This is a genomic window from Streptomyces sp. NBC_00503 (genome assembly GCF_036346895.1).
GTDB lineage: Bacteria > Actinomycetota > Actinomycetes > Streptomycetales > Streptomycetaceae > Streptomyces.
On the sequence record NZ_CP107855.1, the window covers coordinates 3,195,810 to 3,210,264 of the forward strand.

The following is a 14,455-nucleotide window of genomic DNA, read 5'->3' on the forward strand; positions in this document are numbered from 1 at the left end:
TCCAGCGTACGCAGGGCTCCCGCCCCACTGCCGACCGAAATTCCGACCGGAGGAACGTGGGCGACACGTACCGGGGTTGCCTCTCGGTACGTGTCCTCGGGGGCTCCGATTTGTACCGTCGCATTGGAGGCGCCTGGTGCGGCATAGTAGGAGCCGTCAAATCAACCACGAGGACGTAATGTCTGATTTGGTTGAAATGCACTCCCCTGTGGTGTAATTGGCAGCACTGAGGCTTTTGGTGCCTTAAGTTCGGGTTCGAGTCCTGACGGGGGAGCTGCGCCGGTCCGGGTCCCGACTTCTCCAGTCGGGACCCGGCCTCGTTTCCGGATCCTGACCCACCGGTATCCTTCACGGGTCCACCACCCGAAGCCGAAGGGCACACCCGTGAGCGCCAACCGCCCGGCAGCCGTCGTCGTACTCGCAGCGGGTGAAGGCACCCGCATGAAGTCGGCCACACCCAAGGTTCTGCACGAGATCAGCGGGCGCTCGCTCGTCGGTCACGTAGTCGCCGCCTCCCGCGAGCTGGACCCCACCCATCTCGTCGTGGTCGTCGGCCACGCCCGCGAGCAGGTCACCGCGCACCTCGCCGCCATCGACGCCGACGTCCGCACCGCGGTCCAGTACGAGCAGAACGGCACCGGGCACGCCGTCCGGATGGCCCTCGAGGAGCTGGGCGGCGAGCCCGCCGGCACCGTGGTCGTCGTCTGCGGCGACACCCCGCTGCTGACCGGCGAGACCCTGGCCGCACTGACGGCGACGCACGAGGCCGACGGCAACGCCGTCACCGTGCTGACCGCCGAGGTGCCGGACTCCACCGGCTACGGCCGCATCATCCGCGGCGCCGACGGGGCGGTCACCGCCATCGTCGAGCACAAGGACGCCACCGACGCCCAGCGGGCGATCCGCGAGATCAACTCCGGGGTCTTCGCCTTCGACGGCGCCCTCCTCGCGGACGCCCTCGGCAAGGTCCGCACCGACAACAGCCAGGGCGAGGAGTACCTCACCGACGTGCTCGGCATCCTGCGCGAGGCCGGCCACCGCGTCGGCGCCGCCGTGGGCGCGGACCACCGGCAGATCCTCGGGATCAACAACCGGGTCCAGCTCGCCGAGGCCCGCGCGCTGCTCAACGCCCGCCTGCTGGAGCGCGCGATGCTCGCCGGCGTGACGATCGTCGACCCGGCGAGCACGCTCGTCGACGTGACCGTGACCTTCGGCCGCGACGCCGTCGTCCACCCGGGCACCCAGCTCCTGGGCACCACCCACATCGCCGAAGAGGCCGAGGTCGGCCCGAACAGCCGCCTGACGGACACCCACGTCGGCCCGCGGGCCCGTGTGGACAACACGGTGGCGGACACCGCCGTCGTCGGCGAGTCGGCGACCGTCGGCCCGTTCGCCTACCTGCGTCCGGGCACGAACCTGGGCGCGAAGGCCAAGGCCGGCACGTACGTGGAGATGAAGAACGCCACGATCGGCGAGGGCACCAAGGTCCCGCACCTCTCGTACGTCGGCGACGCGACGATCGGCGAGTACACGAACATCGGCGCGGCCAGCGTATTCGTGAACTACGACGGCGAACACAAGCACCACACGACCGTCGGCTCACACTGCAAGACGGGTTCGGACAACATGTTTGTGGCTCCCGTCACCATCGGGGACGGCGCCTACACGGCCGCCGGGTCCGTGATCACCAAGGATGTGCCGCCCGGTGCGCTGGCCGTGGCCCGTGGCCAGCAGCGGAATATCGAGGGCTGGGTGGCCCGCAAGCGTCCGGGAAGTGCCGCCGCGACAGCGGCTCAGTCGGCGGTCCAAGAGGACTCCGACGAACGCTGAGGTGAACTGACCGGAAACGGCTACGCCCGAGACGGCGTACCGTGATAGGTGCACGCAATTCGGCTGGCTCACCGTGTGCGGGACGGACGCACACGGGGGCGAGCAGCTTTCCCACGTCTGAGGAGACTGTGCTGTGACCGGGATCAAGACGACCGGCGAGAAGAAGTTGATGCTCTTCTCCGGCCGCGCCCACCCCGAGCTGGCCGAGGAGGTCGCGCACCAGCTCGGTGTCGGCCTCGTGCCGACCAAGGCTTTCGACTTCGCGAACGGCGAGATCTACGTCCGCTTCCAGGAGTCCGCCCGCGGCGCGGACTGCTTCCTGATCCAGAGCCACACGGCTCCGATCAACAAGTGGATCATGGAGCAGCTGATCATGATCGACGCGCTCAAGCGCGCGTCGGCACGCTCCATCACCGTGATCGTCCCGTCCTACGGGTACGCCCGCCAGGACAAGAAGCACAAGGGCCGCGAGCCGATCTCGGCCCGTCTGGTCGCCGACCTGCTCAAGACCGCGGGCGCCGACCGCATCCTGACGGTCGACCTGCACACGGACCAGATCCAGGGCTTCTTCGACGGCCCGGTCGACCACCTTTCGGCCCTGTCGGTCCTCGCGGACTACGTCGGTGCCAAGGTGGACCGCGCCAAGCTGACGATCGTCTCCCCGGACGCCGGCCGCGTGCGCGTGGCCGACCGCTGGTGCGACCGCCTGGACGCGCCGCTGGCGATCGTCCACAAGCGCCGCGACAAGGACGTCGCCAACCAGGTGACCGTCCACGAGGTCGTCGGTGAGGTCAAGGGCCGCGTCTGCGTCCTGGTCGACGACATGATCGACACGGGTGGCACCATCTGCGCCGCCGCCGACGCGCTCTTCGCGCACGGCGCGGAGGACGTCATCGTGACGGCCACGCACGGCATCCTGTCGGGCCCGGCCGCCGACCGCCTGAAGAACTCCAAGGTCAGCGAGTTCGTGTTCACGAACACCCTGCCGGACCCGTCCGACCTGGAGCTCGACAAGATCACGGTGCTGTCCATCGCCCCGATGATCGCCCGCGCGGTGCGCGAGGTCTTCGAGGACGGCTCGGTCACCAGCCTGTTCGAAGAGCAGCAGTAGGCTCCACCGCTCAGCGCTAGATCCTTTTTGGGTACGGCCTCCCCGCCGGGTACACTCCTTGAGTTGCTCGGCGAGGGAGGCCGTACCTGTTTTCGAACGGGTTCCGGTGCTCCGTTATCGACGCGCTCTTCGTAGCAGGCCGTGTTCCGGCCGGGTGACCGTTGTCCATTTCCGTCACCCCACGAGGAGTGAGCATGTCCGAGATCAAGCTTTCCGCCCAGGTCCGCGACACCTTCGGCAAGGGCTCTGCCCGCCAGGCCCGTCGTGACGCCCTGGTTCCCGCCGTCATCTACGGCCACGGCACCGAGCCGAAGCACGTCAACGTCGAGGCCCACGGCCTGCAGCTGGCGCTCCGCACCGCCAACGTCCTGATCTCCCTGGACATCGCGGGTGGCGGCACCGAGCTGGTCATCCCGAAGGCCGTGCAGAAGCACCCGCTGAAGCGCTCGATCTCCCACGTCGACTTCCTGATCGTCAAGAAGGGCGAGAAGGTCACCGTCGACGTCGCGATCGTCACCGAGGGCGACCTGGCCGCGGGCAACAACATGCTGGAGACCCTCCAGAACACGATCTCCGTCGAGGCCGAGGCCACCAACATCCCGACCGAGGTCACCGTCTCCATCGCGGGCCTCGAGGCCGGCGCCACCATCACCGCCGCGGACCTGGTCCTGCCGGCCGGCACCACGCTGGCCGTCGACGGCGACCTCGCCGTCCTCCAGGTCGTCGCCCCGCAGGGCGAGGAGCCGGCTGCCGCGGGCTCCGAGGCCTGAGTCTCGCCTCTCCCCCTCAGCACTTGCTGAACGACCGCCGTCCGGCTCCACTGGAGCGGGACGGCGGTCGTCTTCGTATAAGGAGCTTTTGATGTCGGACGACGCGGCGCCCTGGCTGATCGTGGGGCTCGGGAACCCGGGTGCGGAGTACGCGGGCAACCGCCACAACATCGGTTTCATGGTGGCCGACCTGCTGGCGGAGCGGATGCGCGGGAAGTTCAAGGCGCACAAGGCCCGCGCACAGGTGGTGGAGGGCCGGATGGGCCCGCCCGGACCTCTGAACCGGCGGGTGGTGCTGGCCAAGCCCATGTCGTTCATGAACCTGTCCGGCGGCCCGGTGACGGCGCTGCGGGACTTCTACAAGGTTCCGCTCGACCGGATCATCGCGGTCCACGACGAGCTGGACATCGACTACCCGACGCTGCGCCTGAAGCTGGGCGGCGGGGACAACGGCCACAACGGCCTGAAGTCGATGACGAAGTCCATGGGCCCGGACTACCACCGGGTCCGCTGCGGCATCGGCCGCCCGCCGGGCCGTATGGAGGTCGCGGACTTCGTGCTGAAGGACTTCTCTTCCACGGAGCGCAAGGAGCTCGACTGGTTCGTCGACCGGTCGGCGGACGCCGTGGAGTGCCTGATCCAGGAGGGGCTGGAGCGGGCGCAGTCCACGTACAACAGCTAGCACCGCCAACAGTTAGCGCGGCCAACAGCTAGCGGACATGACGCAGAGGGGCCCGCACACCGGACGGTGTGCGGGCCCCTCTGTCATGCCGTACGAAACCTCAGCCGGTGTTGCGCAGGCCCGCCGCGACACCGTTGACGGTCAGGAGCAGGGCCCGCGACAGGATCGGGTCCGCCTCCTCGCCGCGCTCGGCTGCCGCCCGCTGGCGGGCCAGCAGGGAGACCTGGAGGTAGGAGATCGGGTCCAGGTAGGCGTCGCGGACCGAGAAGGTCTGCTGGAGGACCGGGTTGGAGTCGAGGAGCTTCTCGCCCCCGGTGATCCGCAGGACCTCGCGGACGGTGAGCTCGTGCTCGGCCTCGATGCGGGCGAAGACGTGCTTGAGGTCCTCGGGCACGAGGGTGTCGACGTAGTGGCGGGCGATCCGCAGGTCCGTCTTGGCCAGCGTCATCTCGACGTTGGAGAGGAAGTTGCGGAAGAAGTGCCAGCGCTCGCCCATCTCGGTCAGCGCGTCGCCCTGGCCGGCCTCGCGCAGGGCCTTGAGGCCCGAGCCGACCCCGTACCAGCCGGGGACGATCTGGCGGGACTGGGTCCAGCCGAAGACCCACGGGATGGCGCGCAGGCCGTCGAGGCCCGCGCCCGAGTCGGGGCGGCGCGAGGGGCGCGAGCCCAGGTGCAGGTCGGCGAGCTGGTCGACGGGGGTGGCGGCGAAGAAGTACGCCGGCAGGTCCGGGTCCTCGACGAGCGCGCGGTAGGCGTTGTGCGCCGCGTCCGAGACGGTGTCCATGGCCTCGTCCCAGCGGGCCAGGTCCTCGTCGGACTGCCGGGGCCCGGTGTGCAGGGCGGAGGCCTGGAGGGTGGCCGCGACGGTCAGCTCCAGGTTCTCGCGGGCCAGCGAAGGCACGAGGTACTTGTCGGAGATGACCTCGCCCTGCTCGGTGACCTTGATCTCGCCCTCGAGCGTGCCCCAGGGCTGCGCGAGGATCGCGTCGTGCGAGGGGCCGCCGCCGCGGCCGACGGTGCCGCCGCGGCCGTGGAAGAGGCGCAGGCGGACGCCGTAGCGGTGGGCCACGTCGCGCAGCCGGCGCTGGGCGCGGTGGATCTCCCACTGGGAGGTGGTGATGCCGCCGAACTTGGAGGAGTCGGAGTAGCCGAGCATGACCTCCTGGACGTCGCCGCGCAGGGAGACCAGGCGCCGGTAGGAGGGGTCGGCCAGCATCTCGTCGAGGATGACGTCGGCGGCCTTGAGCTCGTCGGTGGTCTCCAGGAGCGGGACGATCCCGATCTTGGCCCAGCCGCCGTGCAGGTCGATGAGGCCGGCTTCGCGGGCCAGGACGGCCGCGGCGAAGACGTCGTCGGCGCCCTGGCACATCGAGATGATGTAGGACTCGATGACCTCGGGGCCGAACTTCTCGAAGGCGTCCTTGATGGCGCCGAAGACGCCCAGCGTCTTTTGTCCGGCGGCGTCGAGCGGGGCCGGGGTGGGCGCCAGCGGACGGCGCGAGCGGAGCTCCTTGGCCAGCAGCTTGCCGCGGTAGTCGCGGGGCATGTCGGCGTAGCGCCAGGATTCCTCGCCGAGGCGGTCGAAGAGCTGGCCCAGGGCGTGGTGGTGGGCGTCCGCGTGCTCGCGTACGTCCATGGTGGCGAGCTGGAGGCCGAAGGCGGCCAGCGTGCGGATGGTGCGGTCCATGCGGCCGTCGGCGAAGAGCGCGCCGCGGTGTTCGCGCAGGGAGGTCTGGATGAGGGTGAGGTCGGTGAGCAGCTCGGCGGTGCCGAGGTAGTCGCGGCCTTCCTCGTGGGGGGTGCCCTTGGCGAGGCGCTCGCGGGTGTTGACGAGCTTCTGGCGGATGCAGGTGGCCTTGAGGCGGTACGGCTCCTCGGCGTTCAGCCGCTTGTAGCGCGGGCTGATCTCGGGGAGGCGCTCCAGGTCGGCCTGGAGGGAGGTGAGGAGTTCCTCGGTGGCGCCGGTGTAGCGGATGGAGTTCGACAGCAGTCCGCGCAGGAAGTCGATGAGTTCCAGTGCGTCGGTGATGCCGTGCTCGTGCTGGAGGATCAGCACGTCCCGGGTCACCTCGGGGGTGACGTTGGGGTTGCCGTCGCGGTCGCCGCCGATCCAGGTGCCGAAGGTGAGGGGGCGGGTGCCGGCGGGGATCTCGATGCCGACGCGCTGGAGCTCGGCGGCCAGGTCCTCGAGTACGTCGCCCACGGCGCCGGCGTGCAGCTCGTCGAGGTAGTAGATGGCGTTGCGGGCCTCGTCGGCGGGCTCGGGGCGGACCACGCGCAGCTCGTCGGTCTGCCAGACGAGGTCGATGTTCTCGGCGAGGCGCAGGTCGTGGCGGCGGCGCTCGCCGGCGCCCGCGACGGGCTCCTCGAGCAGCGCGGCGATGCGGCGCAGCTTGTTCAGGACGCTGCGGCGGGCGGCCTCGGTGGGGTGCGCGGTGAAGACCGGGCGGACGTTGAGGTTCTTGACCGTCTCGCGCAGGTGCTCGGGGTCGGCGTCCTTGAGCATGTCGGCCGTGCGGGCCAGCAGCCCGCCTTCGGCGGCGCGGTGGGCGCGCAGCTCCTTGCCGCGGTGCACCTGCTCGGTGACGTTGGCGAGGTGGAAGTAGGTGGAGAAGGCGCGCACCAGCTTGGCGGCGGTCTCCAGGTCGGTGTCGCCGAGCAGCGCGGCAGCGGCGATGCCGTCGGTGCGGGTGAGGGCCCGGACGCGTTCGACCAGGTCGAGGAGGTCTTGGCCCTCCTGGCGTACGAGCGTCTCGCCGAGGAGGTCGCCGAGGCGGCGGATGTCGGCGCGCAGCTCGGCGTTGGCGGCTGCGACGGCGGTGTTCGAGAGGGCCTCGGTGGAGGGGGCCTGGTCGGCACTGCTCACAGGTGCGGCTCCTTGCAGTGTTTCGAGCGCTACTGGGAGGTGGGCTCCGGGACTGCGCGCGGCTTCGCCGCTTCCTGATGCGCAGCTCGGGCTGCCCGTGCGGACCGCGCTGTCCGACGTCACCAGGATAGGTGGCCCGTCCTCGTGCCTCGGTATATGTGTCATCAGGCGGGACGGCACCGCGGTGACGGTGGGGCGAGAGGGGCCGATGGGCCCGGGGCGCCGGGTCCGAGGACACGGCGGCGGGCGCGCTCCCCTTGCCGCGCGCGGGACCTTTGCCATACTTACGTTGCCGTAGGTTACGGGTCCGTAGGGATCGTGGCCGGGCGGCGCGCCTGCCGACTCCTCACCCTCAGGGGACCCCATGACCATCAGTCCCGACGTGATCGAGGACGCCTCGGCGCCCTCCGACGCGTCCGCTCCCTCCGCGACCCTCGGCGGTGAGAACAAGAGGTCCGTCGAGCAGCTGGCGCTGCTGCTGTTCATCACCGTTCCCTTCGTCGCCCTGCTGGGTGCGATCCCGCTGGCCTGGGGCTGGGGGGTGAGCTGGCTGGACGTGGGCCTGATGGTCTTCATGTACTTCCTGGCCTGCCACGGCATCACCATCGGCTTCCACCGCTACTTCACGCACGGTTCCTTCAAGGCGAAGCGGCCGCTGCGGATCGCGCTGGCGGTCATGGGGTCGATGGCGGTGGAGGGGCCGCTGGTGCGCTGGGTGGCCGATCACCGCAAGCACCACAAGTACTCCGACCACGAGGGCGACCCGCATTCGCCGTGGCGGTTCGGCGAGACGGTGCCGGCCCTGATGAAGGGGCTGTGGTGGGCGCACATCGGGTGGCTCTTCGACGAGGAGCAGACCAACCAGCAGAAGTACGCCCCGGACCTGATCAAGGACCCGGCGATCCGCCGCATCTCGCGCGACTTCGTCTGGTGGACGATCTTCTCGCTGGCGATCCCGCCGGTCGTGGGCGGTCTGGTGACCATGTCGTGGTGGGGGGCGTTCACGGCGTTCTTCTGGGGCTCTCTGGTGCGGGTCGCGCTCCTGCACCACGTGACGTGGTCGATCAACTCGATCTGTCACGCCGTGGGCAAGCGCCCGTTCAAGTCCCGTGACCGTTCCGGGAACGTCTGGTGGCTAGCCGTGCTGTCCTGCGGCGAGTCCTGGCACAACCTGCACCACGCGGATCCGACCTCGGCCCGGCACGGCGTGCTGCGCGGACAGGTCGACTCCAGTGCGCGGCTGATCCGTTGGTTCGAACAGCTGGGATGGGCGTCCGACGTGCGCTGGCCGTCCGAGGAGCGCATCGACGCCCGGCGCAAGGAAGAGACGTCGAACGCGGCATGATGGGGGGCGTGGCGATCGACGGCAGCAGTTCCAGCAGCGACAAGCCCAGGCGGTCCCGCCGGGTCCGGATGACGGGCGCGGAGCGGCGCCAGCAACTGCTGGACATCGGCCGCACCCTGTTCGCCGAGAAGGGCTTCGAGGGCACGTCGGTGGAGGAGATCGCGGCCAAGGCCGGGGTGTCCAAGCCGGTGGTCTACGAGCACTTCGGCGGCAAGGAGGGCCTCTACGCGGTCGTCGTGGACCGGGAGATGCGCCAGCTGCTGGACGGGGTGACGGGGGCGCTGACGGCCGGGCATCCCCGGGAGCTCCTGGAACAGGCGGCGTTCGCGCTGCTGGACTACATCGAGAACTACACGGACGGCTTCCGGATCCTGGTCCGGGACTCCCCGGTCGCCCAGTCGACGGGCACCTTCGCCTCGCTGATCAGCGATATCGCCACGCAGGTCGAGGACATCCTGGGCCTGGAGTTCAAGGCCCGCGGCTTCGACCCGAAGCTGGCCCCGCTGTACGCGCAGGCGCTGGTGGGGATGGTGGCGCTGACCGGTCAGTGGTGGCTGGAGACGCGCCGCCCGAAGAAGGCGGAGGTGGCGGCGCACCTGGTGAACCTGGCCTGGCACGGCCTGGAGAACCTGGAGGCGAAGCCGCGGCTGGTGGGCCACCGCAAGAGCTGAGCTGGACGTTTGGTGTTTGCGTCGAGCCGAGAGCGCGGTGGAACCGTGTGGGTGCCCGGGTCCCGGCGGCCCGGGCACCGGCATTTCCGGAAGCCGGTTCTGAACGCGATCAAAATCCTCGGGAAAATTGCTTCTGCCACTCCCGTCACAGATGTACTCTTCGGTTACTTCCCGGGGGGGAATGGCAAATCCCCGTGCAATGTGCTGCGCCTCCGCGCGCCCTGCACGAGCGCCTTCAACCCGGTTTCGCCTGCTTTTCCAACAGGGAGACCTCTTGTCTTTCATGCGCCCCAAGCGCTCCGCCCGACTCGCGGCCTCCACCGCCATCGCCCTCGCGGCGGGCATGCTCCTGGCGGGCCCCGCGTCCGCCGACGGCGTACCGAAGCCGGTGACCGAGCGCCCGCTGCCCAAGGTCGACATGCGCGGCCACGGCGAACTGCCGAAGGCCGCGCCCACGGCCGGCACCCCGTCCAAGCAGCAGCTCCAGCGCGGCGCCGACGCTCCGGCCACGGCCACGGTCGGCAAGACCGTCCCGGCCCGGTTCGACGTGGACCACGACGGTGCGGACGACATCGTCTACCGCACCATCGGCGGCGCCACCTACCTGGCCCAGTCGAGCTCGTCCGTCGCCGACGAAAAGTTCAACGTCTCGAAGGCCGACTACCAGGACGCCTTCAAGGACCTCCTCCCGGCCGGCGACCTCAACCACAACGGGTATCCGGAACTGCTGACCCTGTCGGTCAACGGCACGCTCTCCATGACCGAGGCCGGGTCCACGATCGGCACGACCGGCGTGACGTGGTCCAGCCGCGGCTGGAACGCGTACAACAAGCTCATCGCCGCGGGCGACCTGACCGGCGACGGCAACGCCGACCTGCTGGCCCGCACCCCCAACGGGACGCTCTACCTGTACCCGGGCAACGGCCGGGCCGGGTCCGACACCCCGTACGACGGCCGCGTCCAGGTCGGCTCCGGCTGGGGCATGTTCGACCAGATCCTCGGCGGCGCCGACTACAACGCCGACGGCATCGCGGACGTGCTGGCCACGACGCCCACCGGCGCGATGTACTTCTACGCGGGCACGGGGAACATCGGCTCCCCCTTCGCCGACGGCGTGAAGACCGGCTCGGGCTGGACGATGTACAACCAGCTCAGCCCGCTCGTCGACAAGGGCGGCAAGACCTGGGTCCTCGCCCGCGAGCTGAGCGGCACCGCCTACCTGTACCCGAGCCTGGGCAACGGCCAGCTCGGCGACCGCGTGCGGTTCGGCAGCGACTGGGAGTACACCGACCTGCTGGCCGGCCAGGGCGCCATCGCCGACCACGGCAAGGGCGAGGTCTTCGGGCGCACCGCCGGCGGCTCCCTGTACGCCTACCTCGGCAAGCAGAACGGCAACTTCGTCGACCGCGAGCAGATCGGCGACGCGGGCGAATACGACCTGGACTTCGGCCTGACCCTCGCGTCCTCGCTGTCCAAGGCCGACCACGGCCACCTGCTGCTGACCTACGACGGCGTCCTGTACGGCCCGAACGGCACGATCGGCGGCGGCTGGGGCATCTACAAGTCCCTCCTCGGCGTCGGCGACCTGGACAACGACGGCTACGGCGACCTCCTCGCCCTGGACAACTCGAACGTCCTGTGGCTCTACCCGAGCCAGGGCAACGCCCAGAACTTCGCCGACCGCATCCGCGTCGGCGGCGGCTGGGGCTCCTACAACAAGCTCCTCGGCGCCGGTGACTTCACCGGTGACGGCCGCGCGGACCTGCTGGCCCGCGGCACCGACGGCAAGCTGTGGGTCTACCCGGGCACCGGCTCCGGCTCCGCTCCGCTCACCGATCGCGTGCAGATCGGCTCCGGCGGCTGGAACAGCTTCAACAAGCTCGCCGCCGTCGGTGACATCACCGGTGACGGCCGCGGCGACCTGCTGGCCGTCGACTCCTCGGGTACCGCCTACCGCTACGCGGCGACCGGTCTGCAGGGTCTGAGCACCTTCTCGGACCGCGCCGTCGTCGGTGGCGGCTGGAACACCTACGGCGAGCTCTTCTAAGCGCTCCCGCACCACACGACGGCGCCCCGTCACCGGAGATCCGGTGACGGGGCGCCGTCGTGTGTGCGCCGCTGCCCGTCAGCCGGTCAGCGGCTCCAGGAACTCGAGCCGGTTGCCGACCGGGTCCTCGGAGTAGAAGCGGCGGTGGCCCGGGAGGTCGTGGTCCCAGACGACCTCGGCGCCGCGTTCCTCCAGTCTGCTCGCGTACGCCTCGATGCCGTCGACCCTGAGCCCCGGGTGGGCCTTGCGGGCTGGCCGGAAGTCCTCCTCGACGCCGAGGTGGAGCTGGACGGGCCCGGCGGCGAACCAGCAGCCTCCGCGGGCCGCGAGCACCGGTGGCTTGGGTATCTCGGTCATACCGAGCACGTGGATGTAGTACGTGCGCAGCCGGTCCTCCGATCCGGGCGGCACGGCGAGCTGTACGTGGTCGACCGCGGCGAGCATGGTCAGGCCTCCTTGCGGGCTACGGCGAAGATCCGCCGGAAGGGGAAGACGGTGCCGCGCGGGCCCGGCGGGTAGGCGTGGCGCAGCAGGGTGCGGTACTCCGCGAGGAAGACGTCCACGGCTTCGCGGTCCTCGCCCAGTGCGGTCAGGACGGGCCTCAGCGCGGTGCCCTTGACCCAGTCCAGCACCGGGTCGGGGCCTTCGAGCAGCTGGTAGTAGGTGGTCTCCCAGACGTCGGCGTCGCAGCCGAGCTCGGTGAACCGCTCCAGGTATCCGGCCGGTTCGAGGATGTGGATGTAGCGGGCCCCGTGTCCGGCCAGCCGGGCCCGCCAGCGCGGGGTGTCGCACAGCTCGGCGAGGATCCGGTGGCTGGGGGCGGTGAAGTTGCCGGGGATCTGGAAGGCGAAGGTGCCGCCGGGGCGCAGTCCGTTGATCCAGGCGGCGAAGGATCCGGGGTGGCCCGGGACCCATTGGAGGGCGGCGTTGGAGACGATCAGGTCGTAGGGCTCCTCGGGGACCCAGTCGGCCAGGTCTCCGTGGCGGAAGTCGAGCCGGCCGCCACCGCTGGTGGGGCCGGCGTACTCGGCGCTCGCGCGGTCGAGCATCTCCGGGGAGAGGTCGTATCCGGTGATGCGGGCCTCGGGCCAGCGGTCGGCGATGAGCGCGGTGACGTTGCCGGGGCCGCAGCCGAGGTCGGCGACCCGGGCCGGCCTGGAGGGGAGCTCCGGTATGCGGGTCAGGAGATCGAGGAAGGGCCTGGCCCGGTGTCCGGCGTGCCGGAGGTATTGCTGCGGGTCCCAGGTGGGTGCTGTGGGCGCCGTGGGCGCTGTGGGCACGCTGGCGGATGCGGTGTCGGAATGCATGTTCGAGCCTCCTTGCTGGCAATGCGGTCGGAAGCGGAAGCCGCTCCGGCCCCCTCCATGCCCCATGCTGGCGCAGAATATATCTTGACGTCAAGATACACGATCTCGAGATACTCGATTTGAAGAGACTTCATGTCGACAGACCCTTTACACTGATCGACATGGAGGACGAGGTCGACCGACTGGTCGCGGCATGGCGGCGGGAACGCCCTGACCTCGACGTGGAACCACTCGAGGTGCTCAGCCGCGTCAGCAGGCTCGCGCGCCACCTCGACCGCGCCCGCAGGCTGGCCTTCTCCGAGCACGGCCTGGAGCCGTGGGAGTTCGATGTGCTGACCTCGCTGCGGCGCGCGGGAGCGCCCTACCAGCTCTCCCCCGGCCAACTGCTGACCCAAACCCTGGTCACCTCCGGCACCATGACCAACCGCATCGACCGGCTCGCCAAGAAGGGCCTCGTCGAGCGGCTGCCCGACCCCAGCGACCGGCGCGGGGTCCTCGTCCGGCTCACTCCCGAGGGCCGCGACCGCGCCGACCAGGCGCTCGCCGGGCTGCTGGCCCAGGAGCGGGCGATCCTGGCCCAGCTCTCGCGTACCCAGCGTGGCGATCTCGCCGCGCTGCTACGCCAGTTGACCGCTCCGTTCGACAACCTCCCCGGCTAGCCCGGGGCCCGGCATGCCGGGCAGTCCGGGCAGGTCCGCGGGGCGTACGCCGGCCCGCCTGGCCAGGGCGACCGCCGCGAGCGTGGAGTGGACGCCGAGCTTGCCCAGCACGTTCTGCATGTGGGTGCGGACCGTGTGCGGGGAGAGGAACAGCCGCGCGGCCACGTCCTTGCGGCCCAGCCCGGCGACCATGCAGCGCAGCACCTCGTGCTCCCGCGGCGTCAGGGACTCCACGAGCCGTTCGCTGTCCGTACGGTGCTTTCGTGCCGCGGTCAGTTCACGGAGCACTCCGGTGAGCAGCGCGGGCGGAAGGTGCGTCTCCTCGCGCAGGACTCCGCGGATGACGGCGAGGAGCCGCGAGAGCGAGCAGTCCTTCGCCACCCACCCGGAGGCCCCTGCCTGGAGTGCGAGGGCGGCCCGGCGCGGGTCGTCGCGCTCGGCGAGGACCACCGCCCGGACCCCGGGGTGCGAGACCCGCACGCCCGCCACCAGTGCGATCCCGTCGGCGCCGGGCGGCTGCGGCCCGGAACCGGCCTCCCGCTGGGCGGGGACGGCTCCGGCGGCGGCGGTCAGGTCGGCGTCGACCAGGAGCACGTCGAAGCGGCGGCCCTCGGTGACGGCGCGTTCGAGGCAGCGCAGCGCGGCCGGGCCGCTGCCGGCCGCGGACACGTCCACGTCCGGTTCGGCCGCGAGTGCGGCGGCGAGAGATTCGGCGAAGATGCGGTGATCGTCGACCACGAGTACCCGGATACGGACCACAAAACCCCCAAGGGTCGGGGAACGGACAGCTGCGGGTACGGCGCCCGGACCGGGTGATCCGCAGTCGCCGCGGCCGCCGCCGTGACATATCTGCACTACCCCGGACCGGACGTCGTACCCGACTTGTCTCGACCCCTGAATCAACACCGGCCCCCACCGGTGTCACGCATCAGCGTAGGGCCGGGGGCGTCTCGTGGTTGGCCGAATTGCAGAAGTTTTTCGAGGGATTTTCCGGCGGGGCGTCCTCCGGGGAGCTTTGTGATGGCTTGAAATCGACTGCCCGCAAAGCCCGGAAGAGGCATTCCGGACCGGGGTGTGCCACGGGCAGTTGCACGGGGTGCATTTCACCCGGCGTGTGCACGCTGGGCGCCCGCGCACAGCGCCCGCTCACGGCGCACCGCGAACACG

General features: G+C 70.3%; 12 protein-coding genes and 1 tRNA gene. 9 read left to right on the forward strand and 4 right to left on the reverse strand.

Annotation, left to right across the window (positions count from 1 at the left end; translation table 11 throughout):
* Positions 1-202: 202 nt before the first annotated feature.
* From OG490_RS14805 to pth, 5 genes are all read left to right on the forward strand, one after another.
* Positions 203-274, forward strand: a tRNA-Gln gene (locus OG490_RS14805).
* Positions 275-384: 110 nt separating this feature from the next.
* On the forward strand, positions 385-1,830 hold the full coding sequence (gene glmU / locus OG490_RS14810; protein WP_330296755.1) for a bifunctional UDP-N-acetylglucosamine diphosphorylase/glucosamine-1-phosphate N-acetyltransferase GlmU: 1,446 nt from the start codon (positions 385-387) through the stop codon (positions 1,828-1,830).
* A gap of 133 nt (positions 1,831-1,963) precedes the next feature.
* A complete protein-coding gene (locus OG490_RS14815) occupies positions 1,964-2,941 on the forward strand; it encodes a ribose-phosphate diphosphokinase (RefSeq protein WP_215025702.1) in 978 nt (325 codons plus the stop codon).
* A 194-nt stretch (positions 2,942-3,135) separates the two neighbouring features.
* The gene (locus OG490_RS14820) at positions 3,136-3,711 is read left to right on the forward strand and encodes a 50S ribosomal protein L25/general stress protein Ctc (protein ID WP_330296756.1); all 576 of its coding nucleotides are present in this window, start codon (positions 3,136-3,138) and stop codon (positions 3,709-3,711) included.
* A 91-nt stretch (positions 3,712-3,802) separates the two neighbouring features.
* A complete protein-coding gene (gene pth, locus OG490_RS14825) occupies positions 3,803-4,393 on the forward strand; it encodes an aminoacyl-tRNA hydrolase (RefSeq protein ID WP_330296757.1) in 591 nt (196 codons plus the stop codon).
* 100 nt (positions 4,394-4,493) lie between these two features.
* Here pth and ppc read toward each other — a convergent pair whose 3' ends face one another.
* Entirely contained in the window at positions 4,494-7,259 is a 2,766-nt protein-coding gene (ppc, locus tag OG490_RS14830; RefSeq protein WP_443065816.1) for a phosphoenolpyruvate carboxylase, read from the reverse strand.
* 364 nt (positions 7,260-7,623) lie between these two features.
* Between ppc and OG490_RS14835 the strand changes: the two genes are divergently transcribed.
* The 3 genes from OG490_RS14835 (at position 7,624) to OG490_RS14845 (ending at position 11,322) form a co-directional block, all read left to right on the forward strand.
* Positions 7,624-8,604: an acyl-CoA desaturase gene (locus OG490_RS14835; protein WP_330296758.1), complete on the forward strand. Its 981-nt coding sequence runs from the start codon at positions 7,624-7,626 to the stop codon at positions 8,602-8,604.
* A complete protein-coding gene (locus OG490_RS14840) occupies positions 8,604-9,275 on the forward strand; it encodes a TetR/AcrR family transcriptional regulator (RefSeq protein ID WP_330300930.1) in 672 nt (223 codons plus the stop codon). The genes OG490_RS14835 and OG490_RS14840 overlap by 1 nt, the downstream gene beginning before the upstream one ends.
* A 283-nt stretch (positions 9,276-9,558) precedes the next feature.
* Positions 9,559-11,322 (forward strand): FG-GAP repeat domain-containing protein, encoded by a 1,764-nt coding sequence (locus OG490_RS14845; RefSeq protein ID WP_330300931.1) that lies wholly within the window; start codon positions 9,559-9,561, stop codon positions 11,320-11,322.
* A gap of 78 nt (positions 11,323-11,400) precedes the next feature.
* On the opposite strand, the gene OG490_RS14850 is transcribed toward OG490_RS14845, so the two are convergent.
* Together OG490_RS14850 and OG490_RS14855 are read right to left on the reverse strand one after the other, a co-directional pair.
* The gene (locus tag OG490_RS14850; protein WP_330296759.1) at positions 11,401-11,766 is read right to left on the reverse strand and encodes a VOC family protein; all 366 of its coding nucleotides are present in this window, start codon (positions 11,764-11,766) and stop codon (positions 11,401-11,403) included.
* Between the two features lie 2 nt (positions 11,767-11,768).
* Positions 11,769-12,629 (reverse strand): trans-aconitate 2-methyltransferase, encoded by an 861-nt coding sequence (locus tag OG490_RS14855; protein ID WP_330296760.1) that lies wholly within the window; start codon positions 12,627-12,629, stop codon positions 11,769-11,771.
* A 161-nt stretch (positions 12,630-12,790) separates the two neighbouring features.
* Here OG490_RS14855 and OG490_RS14860 point away from each other — a divergent pair, with 161 nt between their 5' ends.
* Positions 12,791-13,288: a MarR family winged helix-turn-helix transcriptional regulator gene (locus OG490_RS14860; protein ID WP_330296761.1), complete on the forward strand. Its 498-nt coding sequence runs from the start codon at positions 12,791-12,793 to the stop codon at positions 13,286-13,288.
* Here the strand turns inward: OG490_RS14860 and OG490_RS14865 are convergent.
* A complete protein-coding gene (locus OG490_RS14865; RefSeq protein ID WP_330296762.1) occupies positions 13,247-14,047 on the reverse strand; it encodes a response regulator transcription factor in 801 nt (266 codons plus the stop codon). The two genes, OG490_RS14860 and OG490_RS14865, sit on opposite strands and share 42 nt — an antisense overlap.
* Between the last annotated feature and the right edge of the window lie 408 nt (positions 14,048-14,455).

Bases quoted from the DNA above. Each gene is read 5' to 3' on its own strand.
- OG490_RS14820 (WP_330296756.1), top strand. From the start codon at position 3,136: ATGTCCGAGATCAAGCTTTCCGCCCAGGTCCGCGACACCTTCGGCAAG.
- pth (WP_330296757.1), top strand. From the start codon at position 3,803: ATGTCGGACGACGCGGCGCCCTGGCTGATCGTGGGGCTCGGGAACCCG.
- OG490_RS14835 (WP_330296758.1), top strand. From the start codon at position 7,624: ATGACCATCAGTCCCGACGTGATCGAGGACGCCTCGGCGCCCTCCGAC.
- OG490_RS14840 (WP_330300930.1), top strand. From the start codon at position 8,604: ATGGGGGGCGTGGCGATCGACGGCAGCAGTTCCAGCAGCGACAAGCCC.
- OG490_RS14845 (WP_330300931.1), top strand. From the start codon at position 9,559: ATGCGCCCCAAGCGCTCCGCCCGACTCGCGGCCTCCACCGCCATCGCC.
- OG490_RS14850 (WP_330296759.1), bottom strand. From the start codon at position 11,766: ATGCTCGCCGCGGTCGACCACGTACAGCTCGCCGTGCCGCCCGGATCG.
- OG490_RS14855 (WP_330296760.1), bottom strand. From the start codon at position 12,629: ATGCATTCCGACACCGCATCCGCCAGCGTGCCCACAGCGCCCACGGCG.
- OG490_RS14860 (WP_330296761.1), top strand. From the start codon at position 12,791: ATGGAGGACGAGGTCGACCGACTGGTCGCGGCATGGCGGCGGGAACGC.